Genomic DNA, 26,406 nt, shown 5'->3' on the forward strand with positions numbered 1-26,406 from the left:
AGGAAGCGCGGGGATGCCCGCATAAAACTTTCATTAACGCAAAAGTACGCTTGATTCTCCGCTCGGGGCGCGGATAGGGAACGCTTGCGCCGTGGCATCTACCTACAATGCCAGGGCATCCCTGTCCCACACCCCCCTAATGAGCAGGAGCATCATGGCCATTCGACTTTCCTTCCCCCGAGCCCTTTGGCTGCTGGTCGGCAGCGCTACGGCAGCGGCTTTCATCGCCGTGGCCGCCATTGCGGGGGCCGGGCCCGCGCTTGCGGGCGGCCCCATCGTCACCGCGCCCGGGCCGGTGATTCCGGATCCTCTTACTGAATGCCAGAATGCGATCGGCGACAAGCCTCGTATCGCGCTGGCCCGTTGCCTGAGCGACGCGCAGAATGTCGCGGACAAACAGATGCGTCAGGTGTATGCCGACATGGTCAAGGATCTGCGCGGCATCAACGCATCCGGCACATCGAAAGCCGTGGCCACGTTAAAAGAGGCCCAGAAGGCTTTCGTCAAATTCCGCGAGACGGAGTGTTTGCGGGTGGGCGCCGCCGCCATGGGCGGCAGCGGCGCGGGTGACATGCAGACCGCTTGCATGATCAAGCTGACGCGCTGGCGCACGGCAGACTTGACGCAGAGCTGAACGCGCCCTACTTCCCTTGAGTAATGAGGCGGGCGCTCCGTTGGCCGCGGGTGTGTATCCACAGCCAGCTCAGCGCCACGCTCAAGCGGTTGCGCATACCGATCAGGAAGTAGATGTGGGCAATGCCCCAGATCCACCACGCCAGCGGGCCCCGCAGCTTGATGCGACCGAAATCGATCACGGCTTTCCGCTTGCCTATCGTCGCCAGATTGCCGCTGTGCTTGTAGCGGAACGGCGCCGGTGACGACGTGCCACGCAGGCGCTCCTTGATGGACGCGCCCACATAACGCCCCTGCTGCTTTGCGGCCGGCGCGATGCCGGGCACCGGCGTGCCATCCGGCCCGGCGATGCTGACGGTATCACCCACAGCGTAGATTTCCGGATGGCCAGGCACGGTGAGGTCCGGCTCGACCAATACGCGCCCAGCGCGATCCGCCGGGACACCCAGCCACTCCGCCGCCGGCGAAGCGCGCACCCCGGCGCCCCACAGCACCGTGTCGGCTTCCAGACGGGTATCGCCAAACACCACGCCCTCCGCCGAGCACTCGGACACGGACTGCCCCAGCATCACTTCGACGCCCAGTTTCTCCAGGGCCTTCTTCGCATAATCCGACAAGGACGGATCGAACGCGCTGAGCAAGCGCTGGCCGCCCTCAATCAGCAGCACGCGCGCGCGCCGCGTATCGATATTGCGGAAATCCGGCGGCAAGGTGACGTGCGCCATTTCAGCGATGGTGCCGGCCAGTTCAACCCCGGTGGGCCCGCCGCCGATGACCACGAAGGTCAACAAGGCGGCCTGGCGGCGAGGATCGGTCTCCCGTTCCGCGTGCTCGAAGGCCAGCAGGATGCGGCGCCGGATCATCGTGGCGTCTTCCAGGGTTTTCAGGCCCGGGGCGTGAGGCATCCAGTCGTCGTGGCCGAAATAGGCGTGGCGCGCGCCGGTAGCCAGCACGAGCGAGTCATAGGGAATCCTGCCACCGTCTTCCAACAGCACTTCGCGCTTCACTTTGTCGACCCCGGTAACCGTCGCCAGCAGCGTGCTGACCTCGGGCCGATCGCGCAGCAGATAGCGGATGGGCCAGGCGATTTCCGACGTCGACAGCGACGCGGTGGCAACCTGGTACAGCAAAGGTTGGAACAGGTGGTGGTTGCGCCGGTCGATCAACGTGATGTCGACGTCCGCTCCCTTCAGCTTGTTGATGGCTTCGAGGCCACCGAAACCGCCGCCCACGACGACGACGCGATGACGGCCGGTCGCGGCCCTGGTTGGAGGGGAAGAAGCAGGGGCAGAGTCGCTCATGATAGGTATTTCCTTGATGCAAGAACGGCCACTCGGTTCGAGCACAGGTGGATACCGGCGGCCTTATAGGATCAGTCGTGTATTTCTGGGTAAAAACGCAAGACCGTAACTCGCAAGGATACGCTACTTTGCTGCACTGCAAAAACGGGGTTCACCGACCCGCTTCTTTCCCAAATCACTTCCGCTCGCCGCGTAACCGTTCAGCCACGTAATCGAGAAAACAGGCGATCCGCGCCGCCAGCTGGGTGTTGCGATAGTAGACCGCATGGATGGGCTGACGCACGTCGACAGTGTCGCGCGCCAGCACCTGAACCAGATCGCCGCGACGACGATCTTCGTTGGTCATGAAATCGGCCATGCAGACCAGCCCCTCGCCGGCCAGGGCCAACTGGCGCAAGGTTTCGCCGCTGGAGGCCATCACCTGGGGGCGGATGTGCAGGCTATCGCCCAGCGAATGACGCACGGGCCAGTGATTGAGTGATTCTGGTTCACTGAATCCCAGCAGGCTGTGGCGGACCAGATCCTCCGCGCTGCGCGGCTTGCCGTGCTCGGCCAGGTAAGCCGGACTGGCCAGGATGCGCAAGGGTGTGGTGCCCAGCGGGCGGGCGTGCAGGGTCGAGTCGCGCAAGGTACCGATACGGATGGCGATATCGGTACGTTGTTCGAGCAAGTCGATGATGGTGTCGGTCGAATGCAGCGCCAGTTCGATCTGCGGATATTGCCGGCGGAACTCGCCCACCAGCGGCACGATGACATGCAGCATGAAGGGGGAAGCGGCATCGACGCGCAGCAAGCCGGCAGGCTGCTGGCGGCGCAAGGCCATCTGTTCTTCGATAGCCTCGACCGACTCCACCACGCGGCGCGCTTCGCCCAGCAGCAGCTTGCCTTCTTCGGTCAGCGCCAGCCGCCGGGTCGTCCGATGCAGCAGCGTGGTCTCCAGCTTCTGCTCCAGACGTCCCAAGGTGCGGCTGACCGCCGACACGGTCTGCCCCAGACGCTCGGCGGCCGCGGTAATGGAACCCGCGTCCACGACCGCGATAAACGTCTGCATTTCGTCCAGGGTGGTTTTCATGGGGGGATGATACCCCGCCCCGGGAGCCTGGATGCCCGGGCTGGTGCGCGATCAGGCGTCCAGCCGCTTTCTCGTCAGCGCCGCGACGTCCTTGAGCCACGGTTGACGACGCCAGTGATCGTTCGCAAAGCTGCGAATATCGTCCTGGTAGGTCAATGACAAGCCGATGTTATCCAGGCCCTCCAGGAACATCTTCCGATGGCGCGGGTGCATATCGAAGGTCGCATTCACGCTTTGGCTGCGTAGCGTCTGAGCCTGCACGTCGATCACGACCTGATTATTGGCTGGATCGTTGGCGTCCTCCATCAGGCGCGCGATCTGCTCCGCCGGCAATGCGACCAGCAACAGCCGATTATTCATCGCATTGGAAAAGAAGATCTCCGCGAAGCTGGGCGCGATCACCGCCCTGAACCCGTACTGCAAGAGCCCCCAGACGGCGTGTTCCCGACTGGACCCGCAGCCGAAGTTCGACGCGCCGATCAGGATGGACGCATTTTCGTACTCCGGGCGATTGAGCACGAAATCACGCTCCGGATTCCCTTCCCTGTCAAAGCGCAAGTCATGCAGGAGCCCCTGCGTCAGCCCGGACTTGTCGATGCCGCGCAGAAACTGCTTGGGCATGATCTGGTCCGTATCCAGGTTTTCGATGGGTAGCGGCGCGGCGCGCCCTTCGATCGTTCTTACATCAACCATGGTTTATCTCCAGCCGGCGCACGTCGGTAATTTTCCCCGTGACCGCGGCAGCGGCGGCCATCGCCGGGCTCATCAAGTGGGTAATGGCGCCGCGTCCTTGTCGGCCTTCGAAGTTTCTATTGGTGGTCGACGCGCATCGCACGCCATCGGCCAAAACATCGTCGTTCATCGCCAGGCACATCGAGCACCCGGCGTTGCGCCATTCGAATCCCGCCGCGATGAACGCGGCATCCAGGCCCTCGGCTTCCGCGGCCGCCTTAACCGAACCGGAACCCGGCACGACCATGGCTCGAACGCCTTGCGCGACGTGTCGGCCATGAATGACGGCTGCCGCGGCTCGCAGATCTTCGATGCGACCGTTGGTACAGGATCCTATGAAGACGTGCTGGATGGGGACACCCTCGATCGCCTCTCCCTGCGTCAACTTTGTATAGGCCATGGCACGCACACCGCTCGCCCGCACCACGCCCTCTTCCAGATCATCGATTCGCGGCAAGCTTGCGTCGATGGCCACCACCTGATCTGGACTGGTTCCCCAAGTCACTTGCGGCGCAATCAATGCCGCATCGAAAGAATGAACCGCATCGAACGTCGCGCCGCTATCCGTCCGCAAGTCGCGCCAGGCATCCAGGGCGGCTTCGCGCCAGGTCTCCGCAATGTCCGGCGCGCGCGCCATGACGTAATCGATGGCTTTTTTATCAGGTGCGATCAGGGCGCCACGCGCGCCCGCCTCGACGATCATATTGCACAGCGTGAAGCGCGCCTCGATGGACAAGGCTTCGATCGCGCTGCCGCTATATTCGACGACATATCCCAATGCGCCACGCGCACCGATGTGGCCGATGATGGCCAGCACCAGGTCCTTGGCGGTGACGCCTTCCGACAGGCGGCCGTCGACGCGAATGAGCATGGTCTTCGCGACCCGGTAGACGAGCGTCTGGGTCGCCAGGACATGCTCCACTTCCGTCGTTCCGATCCCGAAGCCCAGAGCACCCAGCGCGCCGTAGGTCGTCGTGTGGCTATCGCCGCAGATGACAACCATGCCGGGCCGGATCATCCCATGCTCGGGTGCCACGACGTGCTCGATACCCTGCAGCGCGTCGTTCGTATCGAATAGCGGGATGCCGAAGGTGTCGCAGTTCTTTTTTAAATAAGTGGCCTGCAGTGCGGAGGGAGGATCGGCAATGACGCGCATCTTGCCGGGATGGGTGGGAATGATGTGGCTGACGACCGCCACGTTCTGCCCGGGCATGGGTACACCGCGTTTTTCCTCATAAAGTCCCGCGAAGGCTTGAGGGCTGGTGTACTCATTCATCAGATGCAGGTCGCAGAAGAGCAAGATGTTTTGCTCGTCCAGCTTGGCGACCGTGTGTGAGTCGATGAGCTTCTGGTAGAAAGTACGTGGGAACATGAAACACCCGGGAAAAGAGGTAGAGGTCAATGCGTGTGGCTATTGCATGGTGATGCCGCGATCCTTGACCAGCTTGTTCCACTGGGGAATCTCGGTTTCAAGGCGCTGCCTTGCTTGCGCCGGCGTCGACGGGGTCGACTCGAAACCTTCGCGCGACATCCGGTCAGCGACGGCCTTGGACTTGAGTACGTCGACGAGCGTGGCGTTCAGCTTGTCAATAATGGGCTGAGGCGTGCGTGCAGGTGCGAATACGATGAACCACGTGTCGAAGGAATAATTCGGCAGGCCGGCTTCCGCGATCGTCGGGACATCCGGCATCAGCGCAGATCGCTTTGTACCGGTGACACCCAGCGCGCGTATCTTTCCCCCCTGGATCTGCCCTTGCGCCGCGGCAAGAACCGGGAAGCAGAGCTGCACCTGGCCACTCATTACATCGATCAGCGCCGGGCCGCCCCCACGGTACGGAATGTGGACGATGTCCACGCCGGCTACCGCTTTGAACAACTCCGCCGCCATATGGAAAGTGCTTCCGGGTCCCGCGGACGCATAGGTCAGCTTGCCGGGCTCTTTCTTCGCCAGGGCTATCAGTTCCTTCACATCCTTGGCAGGAACATCGTTGTTGACCACCAGCACGTGCTGCGACGAGGCCACCATGCTGATGGGAGCCAGGTCCTTTAGCGTGTCATAGGGCATATTCGGGAAAAGCGAAGGATTTATTGCCAGCGAGACGGTCTGTAATCCGATGGTGTAGCCGTCCGGCGAGGCCTTGGAAACGGCATCCACGCCGACATTCCCACCCGCCCCGCCGCGATTCTCGATCACGATGGCGCGGCCCAGCGCTTTCGCCCACTCGTCGCTCACCATGCGGGCGACGATATCGGCGCTGCCCCCAGGGGCATAAGGCACGATCAGTTTGATTGGTCGATCAGGGTATTCAGCCAAGGCAGGTGACACAGTTCCACAGGTAACGACGGTGGCAAAAGCGGCGAGCAGAAGGCGGCGCAGCATCATTTTTTGTCTCCTCTAGTTTTGATGTAGCGCCATCTTAATAGTGAATCACTCCACGATAATTGCCCTTAAAATTAGTTATTGATTTCCTTGAAGTTAATAATGAGCCAACTTCTCGACCTAGAGTTCTTTGCAACGCTCGCCAAGCACCCAAGCCTGCGCGATGCGGCTCAACACCTGGGCATTACCGCCCCGGCCGTCAGCAAGCGGTTGATTGCCCTCGAACGACGGCTGGGCGTGCGCCTGATGAATCGCACCACCCGCAGAGTGAGCCTGACCCCGGAAGGCGAGATTTATCTGCTGGAAGGTGCCCAGGTGCTGGAAAGTCTGGAGGCGTTGGAGCGCAAGGTGACGGGTGCGCGCGCGCTTCCGCGCGGGACGCTGCGTGTCGTGGCAACGCTGGGATTTGGACGGCGTTATGTGTCACCTGCCCTGTCGGCCTTCGCGCGGTCGTTTCCGGAGGTGGAGGTTCAACTCACCCTGACCGATCGGCCGGTGAATCTGATCGAGCAGGGATTCGATCTGCAGATCCGCCTGGGCGACCTGCCGGATTCGTCGCTGACGGCACGATTACTGGCGCGCAATCGTCGGGTTCTGGGGGCTGCCCAGGCCTATATCGCTAAACATGGTCAGCCGGCCACGCCCAGGGAACTGGCGCAACACGCCTGCCTGTTCATCCAGGAAAATAGCGAAACATTCGGCACGTGGCATTTGAGGTCCGGCACGCATGCCGAGACGGTCAAAGTGCGAGGACCGCTGGCGTCGAATGATGGGGAGTGCGTGGTGAACTGGGCGCTGGACGGGCACGGGGTCCTGATGCGGTCCCTGTGGGAGATAGCCCCGTTGCTGCGTAGCGGGCGCCTGGTCCCGGTATTGCCCAAGTGGGACCTGCCTTCCGCGGATATTTACGCCGTCTTCCCGACTAGAAACTATTTATCCGCCAAGACACGTGCCCTGGTGGATTTCCTGCTGGATGCGTTTGAGGAGCACCGGCAGGATAGGGATGGGCGGTGGTAGGACGCGGGACGTAAGCCGCGGTCCCTAAGCTGCGGGCCTTGAGCCGCGGGCCGACCGTTCGTTCCCATCAGGGGAGCCTCAAGTCCATACCGAGCATGCTGCCAAGGCGGAAGGCCAGGAACAGCACGACCGCGAGCACCACGACGAAGATGCCAAGCACCTTGCCACTCGTGATCAGCAGCGCGCGCGTGTCCTTCCCTTTCTTGCCCTGGTCGTAATGCCACTTGATGGCGAAGAACATGCACGTACCGAACATGAGAATCTTGAACGTAAAGAAGACTACAGGGACCCAGTCGATCATTTGAGAATTTCCAGCCTAAGACTTGACACTGTCTGCCGTGAGGAGCACTGCCTCCCGGATAAGAGAGGCGGAACCGTCAGCGACTACTGATCTTGTATGGCAGTCGTCGCACGTTTTCAGACATACTACTCAAAAGCAATATCCATACATCGAAAAAAACACCGCCCTTGAATACCATGCAAAACGACGATTTGCCAGCCTGGTTGCCGCGCTTGGCCGTACGGGGCGGACCCCGTTTCTTGCAGATCGCCAATGCTTTGCAAGCGGCGATGGCGGACGGATCCCTGAAACCGGGTGACCGCCTGCCCACTCAGCGCCAGTTGGCAGCGCAGCTGGACGTCGACCTGACGACGATCACACGCGCCTACGACGAAGCCAGGCGCCGCAATCTGTTGGAAGGTCGCGGGGCTCGCGGCACTTATGTCGCCGCCCCGAAAGTCGAGCTGACGGCTATTCTCGATTTGAGCATGAATACCCCGCCACCGCCGGATGGCGTGGACTTCGACGACATGTTGAATCAAGGTTTGGCCCAGGTGTTGATGAGGTCGGATACTGATTTGCTGATGACGTACCACTTGGGCGGGGGCAGCGACGCTGACCGCAAGGCCGGGGCCAAATGGCTGGAGCCGATGTTTGGGCATCTGGATGCTGGACAGGTTGTCGTCTGTCCGGGGGCGCAAGCGGCGATCGCCGCATTAATTCTTGCGCTGACGGAGCCTGGCGATGTGATCCTGGCCGAGCCAGCGAGCTATCCCGGTTTGCGTGCCGCGGCGATCCAATTTGGCCGGCGCATTGTTGCAGTGGAAACGGACAAGCACGGGATTGTGCCGGAGATGCTTGAGCAAGCGTGCCGCCAGCACAAGCCCGGCTTGATCTACCTCAATCCGACCTTACAAAACCCGACGGCCATCACCATTTCGGAACGCCGACGCAAGGAAATCGCCAGCACCGCGAAGCGTTGCAATGTGCGTGTCGTCGAGGACGATCCCTACTGGCTTCTTGCCGATTCCGCGCCCTCACCTATTGCCACGTTTGCCCCGGATCAGGTGTATTACATCTCGACCCTGTCGAAATGCCTGACGCCAGGTTTGCGCGTCGCCTTCGTGCTTATACGCGACCCTGGCGAGCGAGAGCGTTTTCTCGTGGCGCTCAGGTCTTTTGCCCTGATGGTCGCCCCTTTGACGGCCGCATTGGCCACGCAGTGGATCTTCGATGGTTCGGCTGCCAGACTGATGGAAGGCGTACGCAAGGAGGCGCGCCTGCGCCACTGGATGGCCAGGGATATTCTGGCGGGGCGGTACAGCGGCGCGGGAGACGGCCTGCATGTGTGGCTCGAATTGCCGGGGTATTGGAGCTCGTCACAACTTGCGCGCGCGGCCGAGAGCGAGGGCATCGCGGTCACCCCGGCGGAGGCATTCGCCACCGGCAGCGGTTCCGTGAATGCCGTTCGGATATCTTTGGGCAGCATCAAGGACCGGGGGCGCTTGCAGGCGGGGCTGCAACGGCTGTCCCATTTACTGGCGCGGCGGCCTGAGTCGTTTAGTGCTGCGGTGGTTTAGTAGTCCGGCCAAGCCCGGCAGGCAGTTTCAATTACGCTGAAAGGATTCCATCAACGCTGAATCTTCCCAGGCGTGCCGGACGATAACCAATCCTTCCCGCTCGTCCGGCTCGACAAAATACGCGGTAATGGCGTCGTATTCCTCTTCGCTGGTCGTAAAGGGATGACTACCCGACATGTTGCGCGCAGCGAGCCTGGCTTTGCAGACGGCGTCCGGTACGTCGAGATAATGCAGCGTGTGGGCACACCCGGCTTCCTCGGCCACTGTTCGCAGCCATTCACGGCTACGTAGCGTATTGGCGGGAAAGTCCAGTACCACTGACAGGCCCGCGCTTACCAGCGCGGCAACATGGCTGCCCATGGCATTACGCAGTCGGTTGGCGCAGCGGCCATAGTCCGCCACGTTCACGATTTCTCCGGGATACAGCGCCGCCAGCCAGCTGTCTTCGCTTATCAACAGCGTCCGCGGCTGCGCGGCGAGCCTGACCGCCAGCGTGGATTTGCCCGAGCCGATCTTGCCGCACAGGAAATGCAGCATGGGCACGGCAGTCGTAGTCGAAAATTCAGTGGACGGCATAGGGAGCTCCTGTTCGATATGCCAGGGGGCGGCAACAAAAAACCCGCCTCGTGGCGGGTTTAAGTAGCGATGTCCGGACGCGCGCTAACCCACCATCGAACCGATGGTGGTAATCAAAGCGAAGCGTGCGTGTGACCGGGACATGGGAGGTAGCTTGTCCACATGTCTGCACCTTGTCAAACCGCATTCGTCGTGATGAGGGCAATTGTCTCAACCTCGATCGAAGCCAGCCCGTTCCCTCATAGCCATGCGCGTGGACAGATGGCGTCACAACCGCGCTAGTTGCTCATACGCCTTCTCTGGGATTTCAGCCAGCCTGGAGGGATAAACCTGCTGGCTCAGTCCATAGAACTTCTGGAAGTTCATGATCAGCGGCGACCACTTGTCCGGGGCTATGCGATTTACGTGGCCTTCCATCAGCAGATCGGGATGGACGTGCACGCGCTGGATCCGCACTTCGATGAGGCTGAGAAAGCCGCGCATTTGATCACTGTCTTCGCCCATCCCGTGAACTGCCGAGACGACGGCTTCGAGTTGTATGGGACATTCAAGCGCACGTGTGGCGCTGACGGTTTGCGAAGCCACCCTCGTCATGCCCGCGCGGCCGAACTTGTCGGGTTCATAGACGTAGCCCAATGACTGTTTGAATTCAGGAACCGGGTTAGTGCCTGTCGTCCGCGCGATGCGGTCGACGGCCGCTACTTCGTTGACCGACGGAAGATTCAGTACGCATTCGCCGGTACGAAGCAAGTTTTGTGTGGTCTGCGATGCCGACGCGATGCCAAGCACACCTCTCCAGCCCAGCCAGAACGCCGAGGAGTTTGGGGCCAGATTGTGCGTCCCGTCTTCATTGACCGTGCTGATCAGTACGACGGGCGTTCCGAGATAAAGGATGTGCGGTTCGGCGACGACGTGAGCTGTATTCATGAGTTGCATGCCCCTTAAGTAGAGGCGCTCATGATCCGGGCTTGTACCGATCAGCAAACTCCGAACTTTGCTTAACTATCTTCGCAAAATTGCGTGTATCGTATCCGGCGGCAATATCTGCACACGCCTGGGACTCGTAACCGAAACCCTCGCCGCGGCGCAGAGAATCCCCTTCCCCCTAAGACAGCCTTATATCTGACGAGTCGAGGAGCTACCTCGTATGACCGTAGAGCAGATGTCACAGCAGGGCGCGACGCGCATAGCACTAGTGGGTATGTTGTCGATCGCCGTCGCCATAGGTATCGGTCGATTCGCATACACCCCACTACTGCCCATCATGCTGGAGGACGGGTGGCTTACGTTGGCGGAAGGTTGTTGGCTGGCTGAAAGCAACTTACTGGGGTACTTCGTCGGGGCAATACTTTGCTCGCTGATCCCTGGCATGTGGGTGCGGGCGACTCGGAAAGAGGTGCCCGATCAAGTGCTGGCGATCGCCGGGATGGCTGCCACAGGAGCATTGACGCTGGCGATGGCCATACCCTTGCCTGGGCTTTGGCAATGGCTGCGGTTTTTTTCCGGAATCGCGAGCGCCGTTGCCTTCGTGTTCACGTCTAGCTGGTGCCTGCGACGGTTGGCGCAGCAGAACCGCACATCCATGGCCGGGCTGATCTACTGCGGATCGGGCGTGGGGATTGTGCTGGGTGGCGTCTTGGTCAGCGCGACGGCATCGATGGGCTGGAGCGCGACGGGTGGCTGGAAAGCGCTGGGCTGCCTGGTGGGCGCCATCGTTCTGTGGGTCGGATATGAATGGCACCGTGACCGCCGGAATACGCCGCGGCGGGATAGCTCGCCTGACACCACGAAATCCGTATCCGATATCCCGCCGCTAGCTTCGATACCGATTGGTTCTCTGCCACTTAGTGAAGGATTGGGCTGGCTGATGTTCGCCTATGGGCTGGCGGGCTTCGGCTATGTGATTACCGCTACCTTCTTGCCGGTAATGGCTCGCGAGGTCATCCCGGATTCCATGTGGGTCGATTGGATATGGCCGATTTATGGGATCTCGGCGGCAGTGGGCTGCCTGGCATCCACGCGCATGCCGGCGCATTGGGACAATAGCCGGGTATTGGCGGTTTGCTATTGCATGCAGTCGATCGGCGTGGTGATGGGGCTGTGGTGGCCCAGTGTGGGCGGTTTCATTCTGAGCAGCGTGATGGTGGGAATGCCGTTCACGGCGTTAACGCTATTCGCGTTTCGGGAAGTCAGACTGCGTTGGCCGCACAAATCGACGTCGGTCATAGGCTTGATGACAGCCGTCTACGCCATAGGCCAGATCCTGAGCCCTCCCCTGTTTGGGTCGCTGTTGAGGAGTGGGATCGGGCATAGCCAAGTCTTTGCCTGGTCGCTGCATACAGCTAGTGCAGCGCTGCTGATGGGTGGGCTCATCTGGTTTTTGGCTGCTGCGCGTTTGCCGGTTCGAGATGCAATGCGCGTAAAGGCATAGGTACCTGCCTATCAGATCCGCCATGGTCACGACCGCGTTCCGCTGAAGCCCCAATTATTGATTAGATTGGCACATGCGCCGGGCGACTCCCACGCCTCAAACTGCGCGCGGCGCACGCGCTCACGACGCCTAGATTTCGCGTTAACTCTCACCAGCGGCGGTTGTCGGCCAAAGGCGGCCAGTGGCATGACAGTCCATGCGAACGCTTGAATATGTCCAAACCCCGGCAAGCCGCCACTCATGATAGGGCCGCAAACGTTAGGCATCGACCATCGTCGCTGCCAATCCGACGCCATTTCGCCGAATTCCGTCGAAAATTCAACTCATAATAGAATTCAGCACGGCAGATCTGCGGACATCAGGCGATCAACCGAGCTTGTCTGAAGCTGGACGGAGTGCAATCGAATCTATAGCATGCAGTGGACCCAGATGCATTTAAGTAAAAGGAAAATACGATGGTGACGAAGAAGACTGCGGGAAGAAAGGTTGCAAAGAAGAAAATCAGTTCCATTGCAATCACAGAGAAGACCGTTTCCCAGCCAGCCAAATACCCTCGGAATGCCGTCGATAGATCCTTACGCATACCAAAAGCGATTTTAGAGCAGAACGCGGGAAAACCTTGCTCAGTCAAGGAATCAGCAGCATTTTTAGGTGTCGGTGCGGCCGGCACTTATCAAGTCGAGGTAAGTTCCGGAATAAAGTATGGCTTCCTTGAACGACCGAGTCCAGGCTTGATTGCCGTAGCGGAGCGCGCGAAGAGAGTATTACGTCCGCAGGACCCCCAAGATAAGCTGGAAGGCTTAAGGGAGGCTGTACTAAATGCTCCCGTGATATCTGACGTTTACGGGCACTATCGCGGCGAGAATCTTCCGGATAGCCAATTCTTTCACAATGCCCTCACGGACACGTTTGGCGTTCCCGTGGATAAGGTTGCTGAGTTTCAGGATATTTTTATTGAATCTCTACGAGCGGCTGAACTTCTGATCGAAACCGATGGCAAGCTGAGGATACTTGACGTATCCCAAGGTGCCAACGCTTCGGGTGCACAATCACCTACTCTCAAGAAATTAGAGAAGGCCGTAAAGGTTGATGCTAGCGACTCTTGTTTCGTTATGATGCCCTTCGCGCCTCCGCTCGGGGACTATTATGCAAAAATATATAAGCCAGCCATTGAAAAGGCTGGGTTACGCCCAGTCAGAGCAGATACTGAAATATTTGGAACTGGAAAGATAATTGACCAAATTTGGGCGGGCATAAGCTCCGCAAAGGTGCTCGTCGCAGAACTAACCACACGAAATCCTAACGTCTTCTACGAATTAGGGTTGGCGCATGCGTTGGAGAAACCGGTCGTCCTTGTGTCTTCAAACGAAGCGGACATACCATTTGATTTAAAGCATATTCGAGTCATCTATTATGATATGGCCGACCCGTTCTGGGGCGCAAAGCTTCTCGATAAGGTCGCAGAAAATATTCTTTCCGCAATCGAGCATCCGGAAGAGGCAGTATTGAAAAGGACATTATAAAATCGCGATTTATACGGCAAAGGTCGTTTGTATTTGTCCCTTGCCCTTAGTTGAAGTCATCGAAGGTTCTGTACCCTTTCCTGCAGACAGCAACGTCCTTAAATAGGACGCGAGCTGTCTGTAGTCATTTGTGATTTCGAACGCCTGAAGTTGGGGTCGAAAACCGCCATCGGCAACAATTGCGGCTAATTTTGAGCGCATATCGATCGAGTTTCGGATCAGGAGCTGTCCAGAAGTGGCGAGCCGCTGCGGGAGGTACTTAGATTTTCACCCGCTTGGCCGAAATACCCACTCTCACCTTGAGCCTCCTCCATTTCCTGAACGTGACCTTGGTTGTCCTGATATCTAGACATCGATCGCTTCTCATGCTCCGCTACGGCCGAACGCTGCGCGTGTAAGCGGTCAGCAAGCACTGGTGGGTGGCAGACTGGATGGCTATCGTTTCTGCTGAAAATCCATCTCAGCAGACATGCGTTTAGCCAATGCTTCAACACGAGCTTGAGACTCCGAAGACATACGTCCACGCAGCGTTTCAAATTTCTTGGCCATTTTCTTATTCGTCATTTCCAGAATATTTTCCGCATACCAAGCTCTCGCGACCGTGAACAATGCGTTAAGAAACAAATCAAGATTGCCGTCTTTCGCCGCGTCAGCCAGAAAAATGGCGATAGTCTTGTCGTTATCCAGATAATTAGCGACGTCGAACTCTCGTAGCTTAACCATTAAACCTCCTACGCTGCCTGGAACACGGTGAAGACGTACTGGGACGCATCTGCCGCGAAGGTTCTATTCGAGCTTACAGTCCAGATAAAAACCTGGGGTGAGCCTTCCACATGCCGTGCAGAGGGCAGCAGCCAAGCGGTCTTTCCGGAAGCCAGCACGACCGGAATCGGGCCGATGGCGTTATCCAGGCCCAGCTTTGTCAAACTCTTGCGGCATCTCTTCAGATCGGCCTCCAAGCCGACCAGTGCAAAAAAACACTTCGCGCCGTACACTCGCTCGCATTCGACCAGCTTCTCCAGATCTACAAGCAAGTCCTTCTCAGCAACGCTTTCGCCGTGGAAGACGGACTTGACCTCAATCACCGCGGCGAAATTGTGATCGCCCAGCCTTTCGTTGTTGACATGCTCCAGCTTTCGGACGGAAAGATCTGTTCTCAACAGGGGGTTGGAAAGTTGTTTTAGCAACGCCGTCTTATCAATGATCGCGGCAAATGGAAGTAATCCTCCAAGAATTGCCACTATGGGAGGATAGAGATCGGTCTCGGGCATGTGATAGCGAGTCGCGTCACCAGACGCTATCGCACGTTCGACGATCACCCCACGTACTCCGAGCATTGCTTTCGGTATGTGCACCGAGGCCCTTACGCCAATCGCATATACGCTTGTCCGAGGTTGTCCGATAAAGGTGTTGAAGTCGATCAGTGTTTTAGGGTGGTCCATGACTCAAGGTTCACATCAATCTTGAAGAACGACGGTGGATACTCGTTTTCGAAAAATTCTCTTGAGCCATAGCTCCATGACGGCGAACCCGATTCTCTGAAGATTACTAATGACAGCGAACCCTCCGGGGCGAACCCTACACCTGGCGGATAGTGCTCGAACCATCGGCAGCGCCTCAGGAATTGCCGGCGCGCATTGCTGAAGTGAGTGCGTTCACGTTCTTGTCTTGAACCCCTGAAAAGGTTGCTGAATAGTGAACGGCCTTCTTCGATAAGAGATAACCTTCGATCCGCCATCAACTTCGCAACCAATGCATCGATGATGCTTTCCAAGCCGTTCGTGACGGACGTGCTGTGATAGTTGGGGAGCTGCGTACACAGGACCAAGGCATTAGAGCCGCGGGTCCATATACGAAGGAAACAATGGCCAGTGGTGCCGTATCCGGCGAAGGCAAAGGGAAAATAATCGTCGGCTAGATCGTCGATGAAAAGTTTGTTGGACATCGGAATGTAGGGTCCAGCGGAGGGGTGAAAACAAAGGACAGTTCGGAGATGATCAATTTCGCAGACGGTGTCTGCGGAATCTCGTGCTAGTTCGGCTCTTGCGTTAGTTGGATCGCTGCCCACAAGATCTTGCCAAAGTGCTGCCTCTGGAGTAACGCAGGAAAGGACTTCCGCTCCCTTCTTTTGGTCTGATTTTTGCGCTCGCCACTGCGTTCAATTTGTCCAGCCAGCCCAGGGCCCCCGTTGACGCCCAGGAAATCGCCCTGATATAGGCTCCTATGGCCTCCCTCCCCGCCCAGACCGACGTATTGGATGAGCTGTTCCATCCCGCCGTTGCAGACTGGTTCCATCGCTCCTACGACGCCCCCACGCCTGCTCAGCAGCAAGCGTGGCCGCTGATTCATGCGAGGAAACCGACGCTGGTCGCGGCGCCGACCGGGTCGGGGAAGACGCTGACGGCTTTTCTGGCGGCGCTCGATGAGCTGGTGCGCATGGGACTCGCCGCTGATGGCGAGCTGCCCGACGCCACGCTGGTGCTCTATGTTTCTCCGCTGAAAGCACTGTCCAACGACATTCGGGTCAACCTTCAAACGCCCTTGGCTGGCATCTCTGAAGAACTGGCAGCCCGCGGGCTGCCCGTGCCTGCCATCCGCAGTGCCGTGCGTACCGGCGATACCACCCAGCAGGAACGACAAGCCATGCGGCGGCGGCCGCCGCATATTCTGGTAACGACGCCGGAATCGCTCTACGTGTTACTGGGCTCGGCCGGCGGCCGGGCGATGCTGCGCACCGTGCGCTCGGTCATCATCGATGAGATCCATGCCGTGGCTGGCGCCAAGCGTGGCAGCCATCTGGCCCTTAGCCTGGCCCGGCTCGACGCGCTTTGCGAGCAGCCGCCAGTGCGCATTGGCCTGTCCGCCACCCAGAAACCCCTGGAGGCAGTCGCCCGCTTTCTCGCCGGCCGTAAGGCCGATGGCACGCAAGGCGACTGCGCGGTCGTCGATATCGGCCACGGTCGCGCACGGGATCTGGCGTTGGAGATTCCGCCGGTGCCGCTGGAAGCGGTCATGGCCAATGATGTCTGGGAACGGGTCTATGACCGCATGGCGGAACTGGCCGCATCCCATCGCACGACACTGGTCTTCGTCAATACGCGGCGCATGGCGGAACGGACGGCACGGCATCTGGCTGAGCGCCTGGGCAACGAAGCGGTGGCGGCGCATCACGGGAGTCTGGCCAAGGAAGCACGGCTGGATACCGAGCAGCGGCTCAAACGCGGGGCGTTGAAGGTTCTGGTGGCGACAGCTTCGCTGGAATTGGGTATCGATATTGGCGAGGTCGAACTGGTGTGCCAGGTGGGCTCGCCGCGCGCCATCGCGGCGTTCTTGCAGCGCGTGGGGCGCGCAGGCCACCAAGTGGGTGGGATCTCGAAGGGCCGCTTGTTTCCCACTTCGCGAGACGATCTGATCGAATGCGCGGCGCTGCTGGATAGCGTACGACGCGGCGAGTTGGATACTTTGCATGTGCCACGCGCGCCGCTTGATGTGCTGGCCCAACAGATTGTCGCTGAGGTCGCGAACCAGGAATGGGACGAGGATGCTCTCTATACCTTGATCAGGAGCGCCGAACCCTATGCGGAGCTGCCCCGTGCCCGCTACGACGCGGTGCTGAAAATGTTGTCCGCCGGGTATACGGGGCGCAACGGGGTGCGCGGCGCATATCTGCATCGCGATACGGTCAGCGGGACGGTGCGCGGGCGGCGCGGGAGCCAGCTTACCGCCGTAACGTCGGGTGGCACGATTCCCGACAATGCCGATTACTCGGTGATGTTGGAGCCGCAAGGTCAGCACATTGGCACCGTCAACGAGGACTTCGCGGTCGAAAGTCTGGCCGGGGATGTTTTTCAGTTGGGCAATACGGCCTATCGCATCTTGCGTATCGAGTCGGGTCGCGTGCGGGTCGAGGATGCGCATGGCATGGCGCCGAATATTCCCTTCTGGCTGGGAGAAGCGCCGGGGCGCACCGGGGAACTGTCGCAGGCGGTGGGACGCTTGCGGGAACAGGTCGATGGCTGGTTGAAGGCCAGCCCCGCCACCACGGCAAACGAGGCGAATGAGGCAACCGCCGCAGAGGCGCGGCCCTATGATCCGTCAGATCCAGACGCAGCACAGCCCGCCCTCCCCAACCTGGACAACGCAATCGCCAACCTGAGCGAAACAACCGGCATCGGCACAGCCGCAGCCCGGCAGATCGTCGAGTACCTGGCACGCGCCCGCGCCGCCCTGGGCGCCCTACCCAGCCAGGACGTGCTGATACTGGAACGTTTCTTCGATGAGTCAGGCGGCATGCAGCTGGTCCTGCACGCGCCTTTCGGTAGCCGGATCAATCGCGCCTGGGGCCTGGCGCTGCGCAAGCGCTTCTGCCGCACGTTCAACTTCGAACTGCAAGCCGCGGCCACGGAAGACGCGATCGTGTTGTCACTGTCAACCAGCCACAGCTTTCCGCTGGAGGATGTCTGGCGCTATCTGCACGCAGCCACCGCGCGCGACGTGCTCGTACAAGCTTTGCTGGACGCGCCTTTGTTCAATGCGCGTTGGCGCTGGAACGCGACCACTTCGCTGGCGATCCCTCGCTACAGCGGCGGCAAGAAACTGGCGCCTCAGCTGTTGCGCATGCGCAGCGAAGATCTACTGACGGCGGTGTTTCCCGATCAGGCGGCCTGCCTGGAAAACATCGTTGGCGAACGCGAATTACCGGACCATCCGCTGGTCGAGCAGACGCTGGATGATTGCCTGCATGAGGCCATGGATTGCGATGGGTGGCTGGACGTCCTGCGCCGCATCGATCAAGGGCAGATTACGTTGCTGGCGCGTGACCTGCCTGCGCCTTCGCCGCTGGCGATGGAAATTCTCAACGCCAACCCCTATGCCTTCCTGGACGATGCGCCGCTGGAAGAAAGGCGCACGCGGGCGGTGCAGTCGCGGCGTTGGTCTGATCCTGCCGGGAATGATGACCTGGGGGCCTTGGATGCCGCGGCCATCGCTGATGTGGCGGCTCAGGCCTGGCCCCGGGTGCGCAGTGCGGATGAGGCGCATGAGGCCTTGATGACGCTGGGATGCGTGACAGCTGAAGAAGCGGCTGGGCTGGGGCACGCGACCAGCGATGATGACGGCCATGCCCGGGCCGAGCCTTACGCGGACGCAGACGCTAGCAGCGCCGCAAGTGCGGCGTCGGCTGCGTCCACCGATAAAGCCGACTGGCGGCCGTGGTTAACGCAACTGGCGCGATCCGGTCGCGCGACGCAACGCGTCCTGCCGGACGGGACACGTCTGTGGACGGCGCTGGAGCGGCTGCCCTGCCTGGTGGCGACTTACCCTGACGGCATCAACGAGCCTGCGTTGACCGCCCCTGCGGAAGACTGGGAACGCGAGGACGCCGTCGTCGAGTTGTTGCGCGCCCGCCTGTCTGGCTGCGGGCCGCGTACGTTGAAGGAGATCGTCGCGCCACTGGCCCTGTCACCCGCTACGGGTACCGCCGCGCTGGCGCGGTTGGAGCAGGAAGGCGTTCTCTTGCGCGGCCGCTTCACCCCTGGAGCCACGGAAGAAGAATGGTGCGAACGGCATCTGCTGGCGCGTATTCATCGGCTGACGATTGCCCACCTGCGGCGTGAGATTGAGCCGGTCACGTTGCAGGAGTTCATGCGCTTCTTGTGCCATTGGCAAAGGCTGGCGCCTGCCACGCGCGGCCAAGGCGCCGCGGCATTGGGCGAGGTGCTGGACCAGTTGGAAGGCTACGAAGCTGCTGCCGGGGCCTGGGAGCAGGATCTGTTGCCGGCGCGCGTGGGCGATTATCAGGCGACGTGGCTGGATGATCTGACGCGGGCTGGGCGGTTGGCCTGGTTGCGGATGCCGGCTGCGGGGCGCAACGCGGTTGCTACGGTGCGGGGCACACCTATCGTGTTGCTGCCGCGCCGGCAGTTGGGGACCTGGCAGGCGCTGGCTGAGCCAGCCGACCCGGAGACGTTGTCGCCGCGTGCCCGCGATACACACGATGCCTTGCGTTCCGAAGGAGCGATGTTCTTCGACGAATTGCTGGGTGCTACACGGTTGCTGCCGGTGGAGTTGGAGAATGCGCTGGTCGAGTTGGTGGCTGCGGGGCTGGTGACGGCGGATAGCTACGATGGCCTGCGGGCTTTGCTACTGCCGGCGTCGCGGCGGGCCCCCGCCAGCGGCCGGCGGCGCCGGGGTGCGCCCCCGCCTGGGCTGGATCAGGCGGGCCGATGGGCCGTGGTGCGGCGCGCGGCTCCCTCCGCAGCCGCCGTGGGCGCTGGAACGGGAAGCATTGACGGTGGCGGTGGACTTGCAAGTGCAAGTGCGACAAGTGCACCCTCCGCAGCTACTCCAACGGCCAGCGCCGCAACGCTGAACGCCACAACCAAGGCAATCGCACGAACTCGTCCGCAAGCCCGCGATCCCGCGCAGCTGGAACACCTGATCCACGTATTACTCCGCCGCTACGGCGTCCTGTTCTGGCGCCTGCTCGACCGCGAAGCCGACTGGCTGCCGCCCTGGCGCGATTTCCTGCCCGTGCTGCATCGGCTCGAAGCCCGTGGAGAAATCCGGGGCGGCCGTTTCGTGGCCGGCCTTGCGGGCGAGCAATTTGCCCTGCCCGAAGCCATCCCCGTCTTGCGGAGCCTGCGTCGCCAGGACGGCGATGAGGCCTGGATCACTGTGTCCGCGGTCGATCCCTTGAATCTCTGCGGCACGCTATTGCCAGGGGAGAAGATTCCAGCCTTGGCCGGCAATCGTCTGCTGCTGCGCGACGGCCTGCCCATGGCGGCATGGGTATCGGGAGAACTGCGCGAATTGACGCCGCTGACGGCTGACGAACGGCAGGCCGCCCTGAGCGCACTAGCGCGACGCGGTTGAACCAGGCAGCGAAGACCTGGCATGCCGTGCTGATACACCGCCGGCTACGACGGCAAATCCGGCCACGTCGTGGCATGAAAAATCCTGGTCAAACCACCGTCCAAAACCATCAATAAATCCGCAAACTTAAGAGCAATCGAAAGCAATAAACCGCAACCCAGTCGCGCATCAAAAATCTAAAGATTCGCTTGACAGACCGAGTTTTCCCAACATGAGGGTAAATACGGGCAGATCGGGCGCGATTTATCCAGCCCATTGATTTATAAGGGCTTTAAAAATTTTCCAAAAAGCTATCCCTAGACTTGTCCACAGAAGATGTTGATAAGTCCACAGGCAAAATGACTATGTCCGGCCCCTTTTATTGATTGAAAAGGGCGGCGTGATGACGCAATTTTATGCTGTATATTTATCCAGTGCATCATTTTTCTGTGCCAAGTCTGTCACTCCTGACACGCAGCATGAAAACCGCCCTGATAACAGCAAATCAATCGTCATGTCCGCCGCCACTCTTGCTCCCGAGCGCATCCATCCCGCCTTATGGCGGGGGACGCAACTCGCGCGCGGCAGCCGGGCGACGATACGCACAGGCCATCCCCAACTAACCCAGGAACTACCCGACGGCGGCTGGCCTACCGGCGCGCTCACCGAACTGCTGCTGGCCCGCCCCGGCATCGGCGAATTACGCCTGCTGCAACCGGCCCTGGCCGCCCTGCCCGCGGACGGTCCCATCGCCCTGGTCCAACCGCCCTGCGTGCCGCATATCGCGGCCTGGAGCGGCGCCGGCCTGGACCCTCAACGCTTGTGGTGGATAGACCCGGCGCGCGAAGCCGACGCGCTGTGGGCCACCGAACAGATCCTGAAAAACGGCAGTTGCGCGGCGCTGCTGTGCTGGCTGCCGCATGTCCGTACCACCAGCCTGCGCCGTCTGCATCTGGCGGCCCAGGCCAGCAGCACCTTGCTGTTCGCCCTGCGGCCGGCGCGCGACGCCAGCCAGGCCTCGCCGGCGCCCTTGCGGCTGGAACTGCGCACGGTCAGCGGCGGCCTGGCCATCAACCTGCTTAAACGGCGCGGCCCGGTCTGCGCCCAACCCCTGTTTATCGCGCTGGACACCGCCCTGGTCCCGCGTGTCCTGCCTACGCATGCCCATTCCGCTCTGGATCGCCGTATCCCTGCCCAGGCTGGCGCTGGACGCCCTGCGTCCGCCCTGGCCACTTGAAAGCACGGCTTGCGCGGTCATGCAACAGGACCGCGTCCTGGCCCTGACGACCCCCGCAGCGGACCTGGGCATACAGCCAGGTCTGCGGCGCGGTGGCGTCACGGCCATTGCTCCCCAGGTCATCATGCTGGAACGCGATATCGCCGCCGAGGAAGACGCGCTTCAGGCCACCGCCCTGGCGCTGCTGCAATACACGCCGGAAGTCACGCTGGCCGACGCCGACACCATCCTGTTGAACGTGGGCGCCAGCCTGCGCGCGTTCGGCGGACCGCGCCGGCTGCTGCGCCGCGCCCGCGCCACCGTGGCCAGCCAGGAACTGCTGGCCGTGCTGGCGATGGCGCCCACCGCCAGCGGGGCCTGGCTGCTGGCGCAAGGCCAGGCGCGCCGGCGCCGGGTCATCCGTCCAGGAGCGCTGACGCGCCGGCTCAACGCCCTGCCCTGCGCCTTGCTGCCGCAAGCCCAGCCCTATCAGGACTGGCTGCGCGGCATCGGCTGCGTCACCCTGCGCCACTTGCGCGCCCTGCCGCGCGCGGGCCTGCAACGACGCTGCGGCCCCGCGCTGACGCTGGCGTTGGACCGCGCCTATGGCCAGGCGCCCGAGGTCCACGCCTGGCTGGTCGCGCCCCCCAGCTTCCGGCGCCGCCATGAACTGATAGAACGCATCGAACATACCGACGCCGTGCTGGCAGTGACCAGCCGACTGCTCGAACCCCTGTGCGGCTGGCTGGCCGCGCATCAACTGGCCGTGCCGCGCCTGCGGCTGGAACTGGAACACGAACGAGGCCGTCACGCCCGCCCGCCCACGCCGCTGGACCTGGCTTTGGCCGAACCTGCCTGGCAAGCCAACCATCTGCATGCCTTGCTGCGCGAACGGCTGGCCCGCCTGACCCTGGAAGCACCCGTCATCGCGGTGGTGCTGGACGCGCCCGACACGGTGGCACGGCCGGGCGCGAACACGACCCTGTTCCCTGATCCATCCCAGCAGGCCGGCGACCAGGCCCGCCTGCTGGACCTGCTGGCCGCGCGCCTGGGCCGCGAGCGCGTGCGCATGCCCTGCCCGGCCGCCGATCATCGCCCGGAGGCCGCCAACCGCTGGCGCCAGGCCCACGATGCCGCGCCGGCCGCCATACCGACGCCGGAACTGGAGCGCCCGTACTGGCTGCTCGATCCGCCGCAAGCCCTGCGGTTGCGCGATCAACGGCCGTTTCATAACTCGCCCCTGACGCTGGTACGCGGCCCCGAGCGCATCGAAAACGGCTGGTGGGACGAAGGCCTGGCCTTGCGCGATTACTTCGTCGCCGAAGACACCGCTGGCGCGCGCTACTGGATCTATCGCGAACGCGATGAACAGGAAGGCCGCTGGTTTCTGCACGGCCTGTTCGGCTAGGACGCATCATGCAGATGCTGGACGAAGACGACGACCACGATGAGCACGATGAAGACGAAGGCCTGGCGGCTTTCGTGCCGTCGCTGCCCGATTACGCGGAGCTGTGCTGCCTGTCGAATTTCTCTTTCCTGCGCGGCGCTTCGCATCCTGAAGAACTGGTCGAGCGCGCCGCCGAGCTGGGCTACGAAGCGCTGGCGCTGACCGACGAGTGCTCCCTGGCCGGCGTGGTGCGCGCACATGTACAAGCCAAGACCAGCAAGCTGCGCCTGATCATCGGCAGCCGCTTCACCTTGTCGGCGGGGGTCGTGGCGGATGAAGATCCACCACCGCACATCGTCTTGCTGGCGCAGACGCGGGAAGGCTATGGCAATCTGGCGGAGCTGATCACCTTGGCGCGCACCCGCGCCGCCAAGAAAGGCACGTATCAGCTGGCGCCCACGGATCTCGAAACCCCCGCCGCCGATTACGCGCATTTGCGCGGCATGCCCGATTGCCTGGCCATCCTGGTGCCGGACCATGGCATCAGCGCCGCCGTGCTGACACGGCAGGCGTGCTGGGTGGCCAGTCTTTTTCCGGGGCGGGCGTGGCTGGGTCTGACCCTGCAGTATCAAAGCCGCGACGACCTGCATCGCGCGCACATCGACGCGGCCGCGCAAGCCAGCGGCTTGCCGGTGACCGCGCTGGGCCAGGTGGAAATGCATCTGCGCTCGCGCAAGCCGCTGCACGACACGATGACCGCGATCCGCCTGAGCAAACCCGTGCGCGACTGCGGCTACGCCCTGGCGGCCAATGCCGAACGGCATCTGCGCTCGCGTCTGCGGCTGGGTTATCTGTACCCCGCCGCGGCCTTGCGCCAGACGGCGTTCATCGCGCGCCGCTGCACCTTCAACCTGGAAGAGCTGCGCTACGAATATCCTGATGAGATCGTGCCCAAGGGCTCCACGCCGGCCAGCTATCTGCGCGAGCAGACCTGGCTGGGCGCGCAGCGGCGCTATGGCGCCACCACACCGCCCGCGGTGACCGAGCAGATCGAAAAGGAATTGGCGCTGATCCAGGAACTGCACTACGAGGCATATTTCCTCACGGTCTATGACATCGTCCAGTTCGCGCGCAATCAAGGCATCCTGTGCCAGGGCCGCGGCTCGGCCGCCAACTCGGCGGTGTGCTATTGCCTGGGCATCACTGAAGTCAATCCGGCCCAGGGCAACAGCCTGTTCGAACGCTTCATCAGCAAGGAACGCGACGAGCCGCCGGACATCGACGTCGACTTCGAACACCAACGCCGTGAACAGGTCATCCAGTACATCTACGGTAAATACGGCCGCCCGCGCGCTGCCTTGACCGCCGTGGTGATCAGCTATCGGCCGCGCAGCGTGTTGCGCGACACCGGCAAGGCATTGGGCGTGGACCAGGCCATCATCGATGCAGTGGCCAAGGCCCATCAGTGGTGGGACGACAGGCGCGCGCTGCTGGAAGGCTTCGGAAACTGCGGGCTGGACCCCGAGTCGCCCGTCGCGCGGCAATGGGCGGCGCTGGCGACGCAGTTGCTGGGTTTCCCGCGTCACCTGTCGCAGCATCCGGGCGGCTTCGTCATCGCGCGCGGCAAGCTGTCGCGCCTGGTGCCGATCGAGAACGCCGCGATGGCCGATCGCAGCGTGGTGCAGTGGGACAAGGACGACCTCGATGCCATGCGGCTGCTCAAGGTCGACGTGCTGGCGCTGGGCATGCTGTCGGTGATCCGGCGCGCCCTGGAATTGACCAGCGTGCGCCGCGGCCGGCCCTTCGCGATGCAGGACGTGCCGCAGGAAGACAAGCCCACGTACGACATGATCAGTGACGCCGACACGGTTGGCGTCTTCCAGATCGAATCGCGCGCGCAGATGACCATGCTGCCGCGCCTGCGTCCCCAAACGTATTACGACCTGGTCATCGAGGTTGCCATCGTGCGGCCCGGCCCCATCCAGGGTGGCATGGTGCATCCCTATCTGCGCCGCCGCCAGAAGCTGGAGCCCATTACGTATCCCAGCGAGAAAGTCAAAGCCGTGCTTGAACGCACCAATGGCGTACCGATTTTCCAGGAGCAGGTCATGCAGATCGCCATGGTGGCCGCTGGCTTCACCGGCGGCGAGGCCGACGAATTGCGCCGGTCCATGGCGGCCTGGCGGCGCAAGGGCGGCGTCGACAAGTTCCGCGTCAAGCTGATCGGCGGTTTGCTGGCGCATGGCTATACCAAGGACTTCGCCGAAGCCATCTTCCGTCAGGTCGAAGGTTTCGGTGAGTATGGTTTCCCGGAAAGCCACGCGGCCAGTTTTGCTTTGCTGGCGTATATCAGTTCATGGCTCAAGCGGCATGAGCCCGAGGCTTTTCTGGCCGCATTGCTCAACTCCCAGCCGATGGGGTTTTATGCGCCCGCGCAACTGGTGCAGGATGCGCGCCGCCACGGCGTGCGCGTGCTGCCGGTGGATGTGATGCACAGCGAATGGGAAGCCACGCTGGTCTTCGCCGCGGCCGCGGAAGATGGCAGCGCGCGTATCGAAGGCGATTTGTCGGCGCATGGCATGTGGGCCAGGGAAGCCGCATGCCATTCAGACGCGAATGCCGCTACGGATGTAGATGTGGATATGCATGCCGCTAACCGCCCCCGTCCCGCCGTGCGTCTGGGCCTGAACCTGATCAAGGGCATGTCGGAAGACGCCGGCATGCGCATCAGCGCGGCGCGCGCCGCGCAGCCGTTCCGCGACAGCGACGACCTGGGGCGGCGCGCCGATCTGAATCGCCATGAACTGGATGCCTTGGCCGCCGCCGATGCCTTGCGCACCCTGGCCGGCCATCGGCGCCAGGCGCGTTGGGCGGCCGCCGCCGGCGCGCCCGCGCGTGGCCTGCTGCGCGACGCCGCCATCGTCGAGGACACGCTGCCAGACCTGCTGCCGCCGGAAGAAGGCCAGACCATCGTCGACGATTACCGGTCCGTGGGACTGACCTTGAATCGGCATCCTTTGGCGCTGCTGCGGGAAACCCTGCGCGCGCGGCGTTTCGAGACCGCACAGGTGCTGCACACCTATCCCGACCGGCGTTTGGCGCGCGCTTGCGGCATCGTCACCGTGCGTCAGCGACCCGGCACGGCCAAGGGCACCATCTTCGTCACGCTGGAAGACGAGACGGGCGCGGTCAATGCCGTCATACGGCCGGAGCTGATCGAAAACCAGCGCAAGGAACTATTGGGCGCGTCCTTGCTGGGCATCTATGGCGTGTGGCAGAGCGTGAATCAGGTGCGGCATCTCATCGCCAGCCGCCTGGTGGATCTGACGCCTTTGCTGGGAGAGTTGAATACACGCAGCCGGGATTTTCATTGATCGATGTGGGCCATCGGGCGCCCGACCCGAGGGTCGAATGTGACAGGCGATT

General features: G+C 61.8%; 20 protein-coding genes. 9 read left to right on the forward strand and 11 right to left on the reverse strand.

The window, feature by feature from the left end; translation table 11 throughout:
- The first annotated feature begins 154 nt into the window (after positions 1 to 154).
- On the forward strand, positions 155 to 634 hold the full coding sequence (umoC, locus tag ASB57_RS10665) for a lysozyme inhibitor LprI family protein (RefSeq protein WP_057652213.1): 480 nt from the start codon (positions 155 to 157) through the stop codon (positions 632 to 634).
- A 7-nt stretch (positions 635 to 641) separates the two neighbouring features.
- Here the strand turns inward: umoC and ASB57_RS10670 are convergent, their stop codons facing one another.
- The 5 genes from ASB57_RS10670 to ASB57_RS10690 form a co-directional block, all read right to left on the reverse strand.
- Positions 642 to 1,934, reverse strand: coding sequence for an NAD(P)/FAD-dependent oxidoreductase (locus ASB57_RS10670; protein ID WP_057652214.1), 1,293 nt, complete (start codon positions 1,932 to 1,934; stop codon positions 642 to 644).
- A gap of 175 nt (positions 1,935 to 2,109) precedes the next feature.
- Positions 2,110 to 3,006, reverse strand: a complete 897-nt coding sequence (locus ASB57_RS10675; protein WP_057652215.1) for a LysR family transcriptional regulator — start codon at positions 3,004 to 3,006, stop codon at positions 2,110 to 2,112.
- A 51-nt stretch (positions 3,007 to 3,057) separates the two neighbouring features.
- The gene (leuD, locus tag ASB57_RS10680) at positions 3,058 to 3,699 is read right to left on the reverse strand and encodes a 3-isopropylmalate dehydratase small subunit (protein ID WP_057652216.1); all 642 of its coding nucleotides are present in this window, start codon (positions 3,697 to 3,699) and stop codon (positions 3,058 to 3,060) included.
- Positions 3,692 to 5,110, reverse strand: a complete 1,419-nt coding sequence (leuC, locus tag ASB57_RS10685) for a 3-isopropylmalate dehydratase large subunit (RefSeq protein ID WP_057652217.1) — start codon at positions 5,108 to 5,110, stop codon at positions 3,692 to 3,694. Before leuC ends, leuD begins: the two co-directional genes overlap by 8 nt.
- A gap of 39 nt (positions 5,111 to 5,149) precedes the next feature.
- Positions 5,150 to 6,121, reverse strand: a complete 972-nt coding sequence (locus ASB57_RS10690) for a tripartite tricarboxylate transporter substrate binding protein (protein WP_057652218.1) — start codon at positions 6,119 to 6,121, stop codon at positions 5,150 to 5,152.
- Between the two features lie 99 nt (positions 6,122 to 6,220).
- On the opposite strand from ASB57_RS10690, the gene ASB57_RS10695 reads away from it, so the two are divergent.
- Entirely contained in the window at positions 6,221 to 7,135 is a 915-nt protein-coding gene (locus ASB57_RS10695) for a LysR substrate-binding domain-containing protein (RefSeq protein WP_057652219.1), read from the forward strand.
- Positions 7,136 to 7,202: 67 nt separating this feature from the next.
- Here the strand turns inward: ASB57_RS10695 and ASB57_RS10700 are convergent, their stop codons facing one another.
- Complete coding sequence (locus ASB57_RS10700; protein WP_057652220.1) at positions 7,203 to 7,436, reverse strand: hypothetical protein; 234 nt, start codon at positions 7,434 to 7,436, stop codon at positions 7,203 to 7,205.
- A gap of 176 nt (positions 7,437 to 7,612) precedes the next feature.
- Between ASB57_RS10700 and ASB57_RS10705 the strand changes: the two genes are divergently transcribed.
- Positions 7,613 to 8,995, forward strand: coding sequence for a PLP-dependent aminotransferase family protein (locus ASB57_RS10705; protein WP_057652221.1), 1,383 nt, complete (start codon positions 7,613 to 7,615; stop codon positions 8,993 to 8,995).
- A gap of 27 nt (positions 8,996 to 9,022) precedes the next feature.
- Here the strand turns inward: ASB57_RS10705 and ASB57_RS10710 are convergent, their stop codons facing one another.
- Both ASB57_RS10710 and ASB57_RS10715 read right to left on the reverse strand, forming a co-directional pair.
- On the reverse strand, positions 9,023 to 9,571 hold the full coding sequence (locus ASB57_RS10710) for an ATP-binding protein (RefSeq protein WP_057652222.1): 549 nt from the start codon (positions 9,569 to 9,571) through the stop codon (positions 9,023 to 9,025).
- A gap of 267 nt (positions 9,572 to 9,838) precedes the next feature.
- A complete protein-coding gene (locus tag ASB57_RS10715) occupies positions 9,839 to 10,498 on the reverse strand; it encodes a flavin reductase family protein (RefSeq protein WP_057652223.1) in 660 nt (219 codons plus the stop codon).
- A gap of 220 nt (positions 10,499 to 10,718) precedes the next feature.
- On the opposite strand from ASB57_RS10715, the gene ASB57_RS10720 reads away from it, so the two are divergent.
- Positions 10,719 to 12,002, forward strand: coding sequence for a YbfB/YjiJ family MFS transporter (locus ASB57_RS10720; protein WP_057652224.1), 1,284 nt, complete (start codon positions 10,719 to 10,721; stop codon positions 12,000 to 12,002).
- A 455-nt stretch (positions 12,003 to 12,457) separates the two neighbouring features.
- Entirely contained in the window at positions 12,458 to 13,525 is a 1,068-nt protein-coding gene (locus ASB57_RS10725; RefSeq protein ID WP_057652225.1) for a hypothetical protein, read from the forward strand.
- 435 nt (positions 13,526 to 13,960) lie between these two features.
- On the opposite strand, the gene ASB57_RS10730 is transcribed toward ASB57_RS10725, so the two are convergent.
- Genes ASB57_RS10730 through ASB57_RS31040 form a run of 3 tightly spaced genes read right to left on the reverse strand, consistent with a single transcriptional unit; the run spans position 13,961 to position 15,470 of the window.
- Positions 13,961 to 14,248 (reverse strand): DNA-binding protein, encoded by a 288-nt coding sequence (locus tag ASB57_RS10730; protein WP_057652226.1) that lies wholly within the window; start codon positions 14,246 to 14,248, stop codon positions 13,961 to 13,963.
- A gap of 8 nt (positions 14,249 to 14,256) precedes the next feature.
- Complete coding sequence (locus ASB57_RS10735) at positions 14,257 to 14,967, reverse strand: hypothetical protein (protein ID WP_156414123.1); 711 nt, start codon at positions 14,965 to 14,967, stop codon at positions 14,257 to 14,259.
- Entirely contained in the window at positions 14,946 to 15,470 is a 525-nt protein-coding gene (locus ASB57_RS31040) for a hypothetical protein (protein WP_156414124.1), read from the reverse strand. The genes ASB57_RS10735 and ASB57_RS31040 overlap by 22 nt, the downstream gene beginning before the upstream one ends.
- A 278-nt stretch (positions 15,471 to 15,748) precedes the next feature.
- Between ASB57_RS31040 and ASB57_RS10740 the strand changes: the two genes are divergently transcribed.
- From ASB57_RS10740 to ASB57_RS10755, 4 genes are all read left to right on the forward strand, one after another.
- Complete coding sequence (locus ASB57_RS10740) at positions 15,749 to 20,398, forward strand: DEAD/DEAH box helicase (protein WP_057652228.1); 4,650 nt, start codon at positions 15,749 to 15,751, stop codon at positions 20,396 to 20,398.
- A gap of 493 nt (positions 20,399 to 20,891) precedes the next feature.
- The gene (gene imuA, locus ASB57_RS10745) at positions 20,892 to 21,614 is read left to right on the forward strand and encodes a translesion DNA synthesis-associated protein ImuA (protein ID WP_057652229.1); all 723 of its coding nucleotides are present in this window, start codon (positions 20,892 to 20,894) and stop codon (positions 21,612 to 21,614) included.
- On the forward strand, positions 21,538 to 23,001 hold the full coding sequence (locus ASB57_RS10750) for a DNA polymerase Y family protein (protein ID WP_156414125.1): 1,464 nt from the start codon (positions 21,538 to 21,540) through the stop codon (positions 22,999 to 23,001). The genes imuA and ASB57_RS10750 overlap by 77 nt, the downstream gene beginning before the upstream one ends.
- Before the next feature lie 14 nt (positions 23,002 to 23,015).
- Positions 23,016 to 26,354, forward strand: coding sequence for an error-prone DNA polymerase (locus tag ASB57_RS10755; RefSeq protein WP_156414372.1), 3,339 nt, complete (start codon positions 23,016 to 23,018; stop codon positions 26,352 to 26,354).
- The last annotated feature ends 52 nt before the right edge of the window (positions 26,355 to 26,406 follow it).

The sequence above is a fragment of the Bordetella sp. N genome, from assembly GCF_001433395.1.
In the GTDB taxonomy this organism is placed as follows: domain Bacteria; phylum Pseudomonadota; class Gammaproteobacteria; order Burkholderiales; family Burkholderiaceae_B; genus Bordetella_C.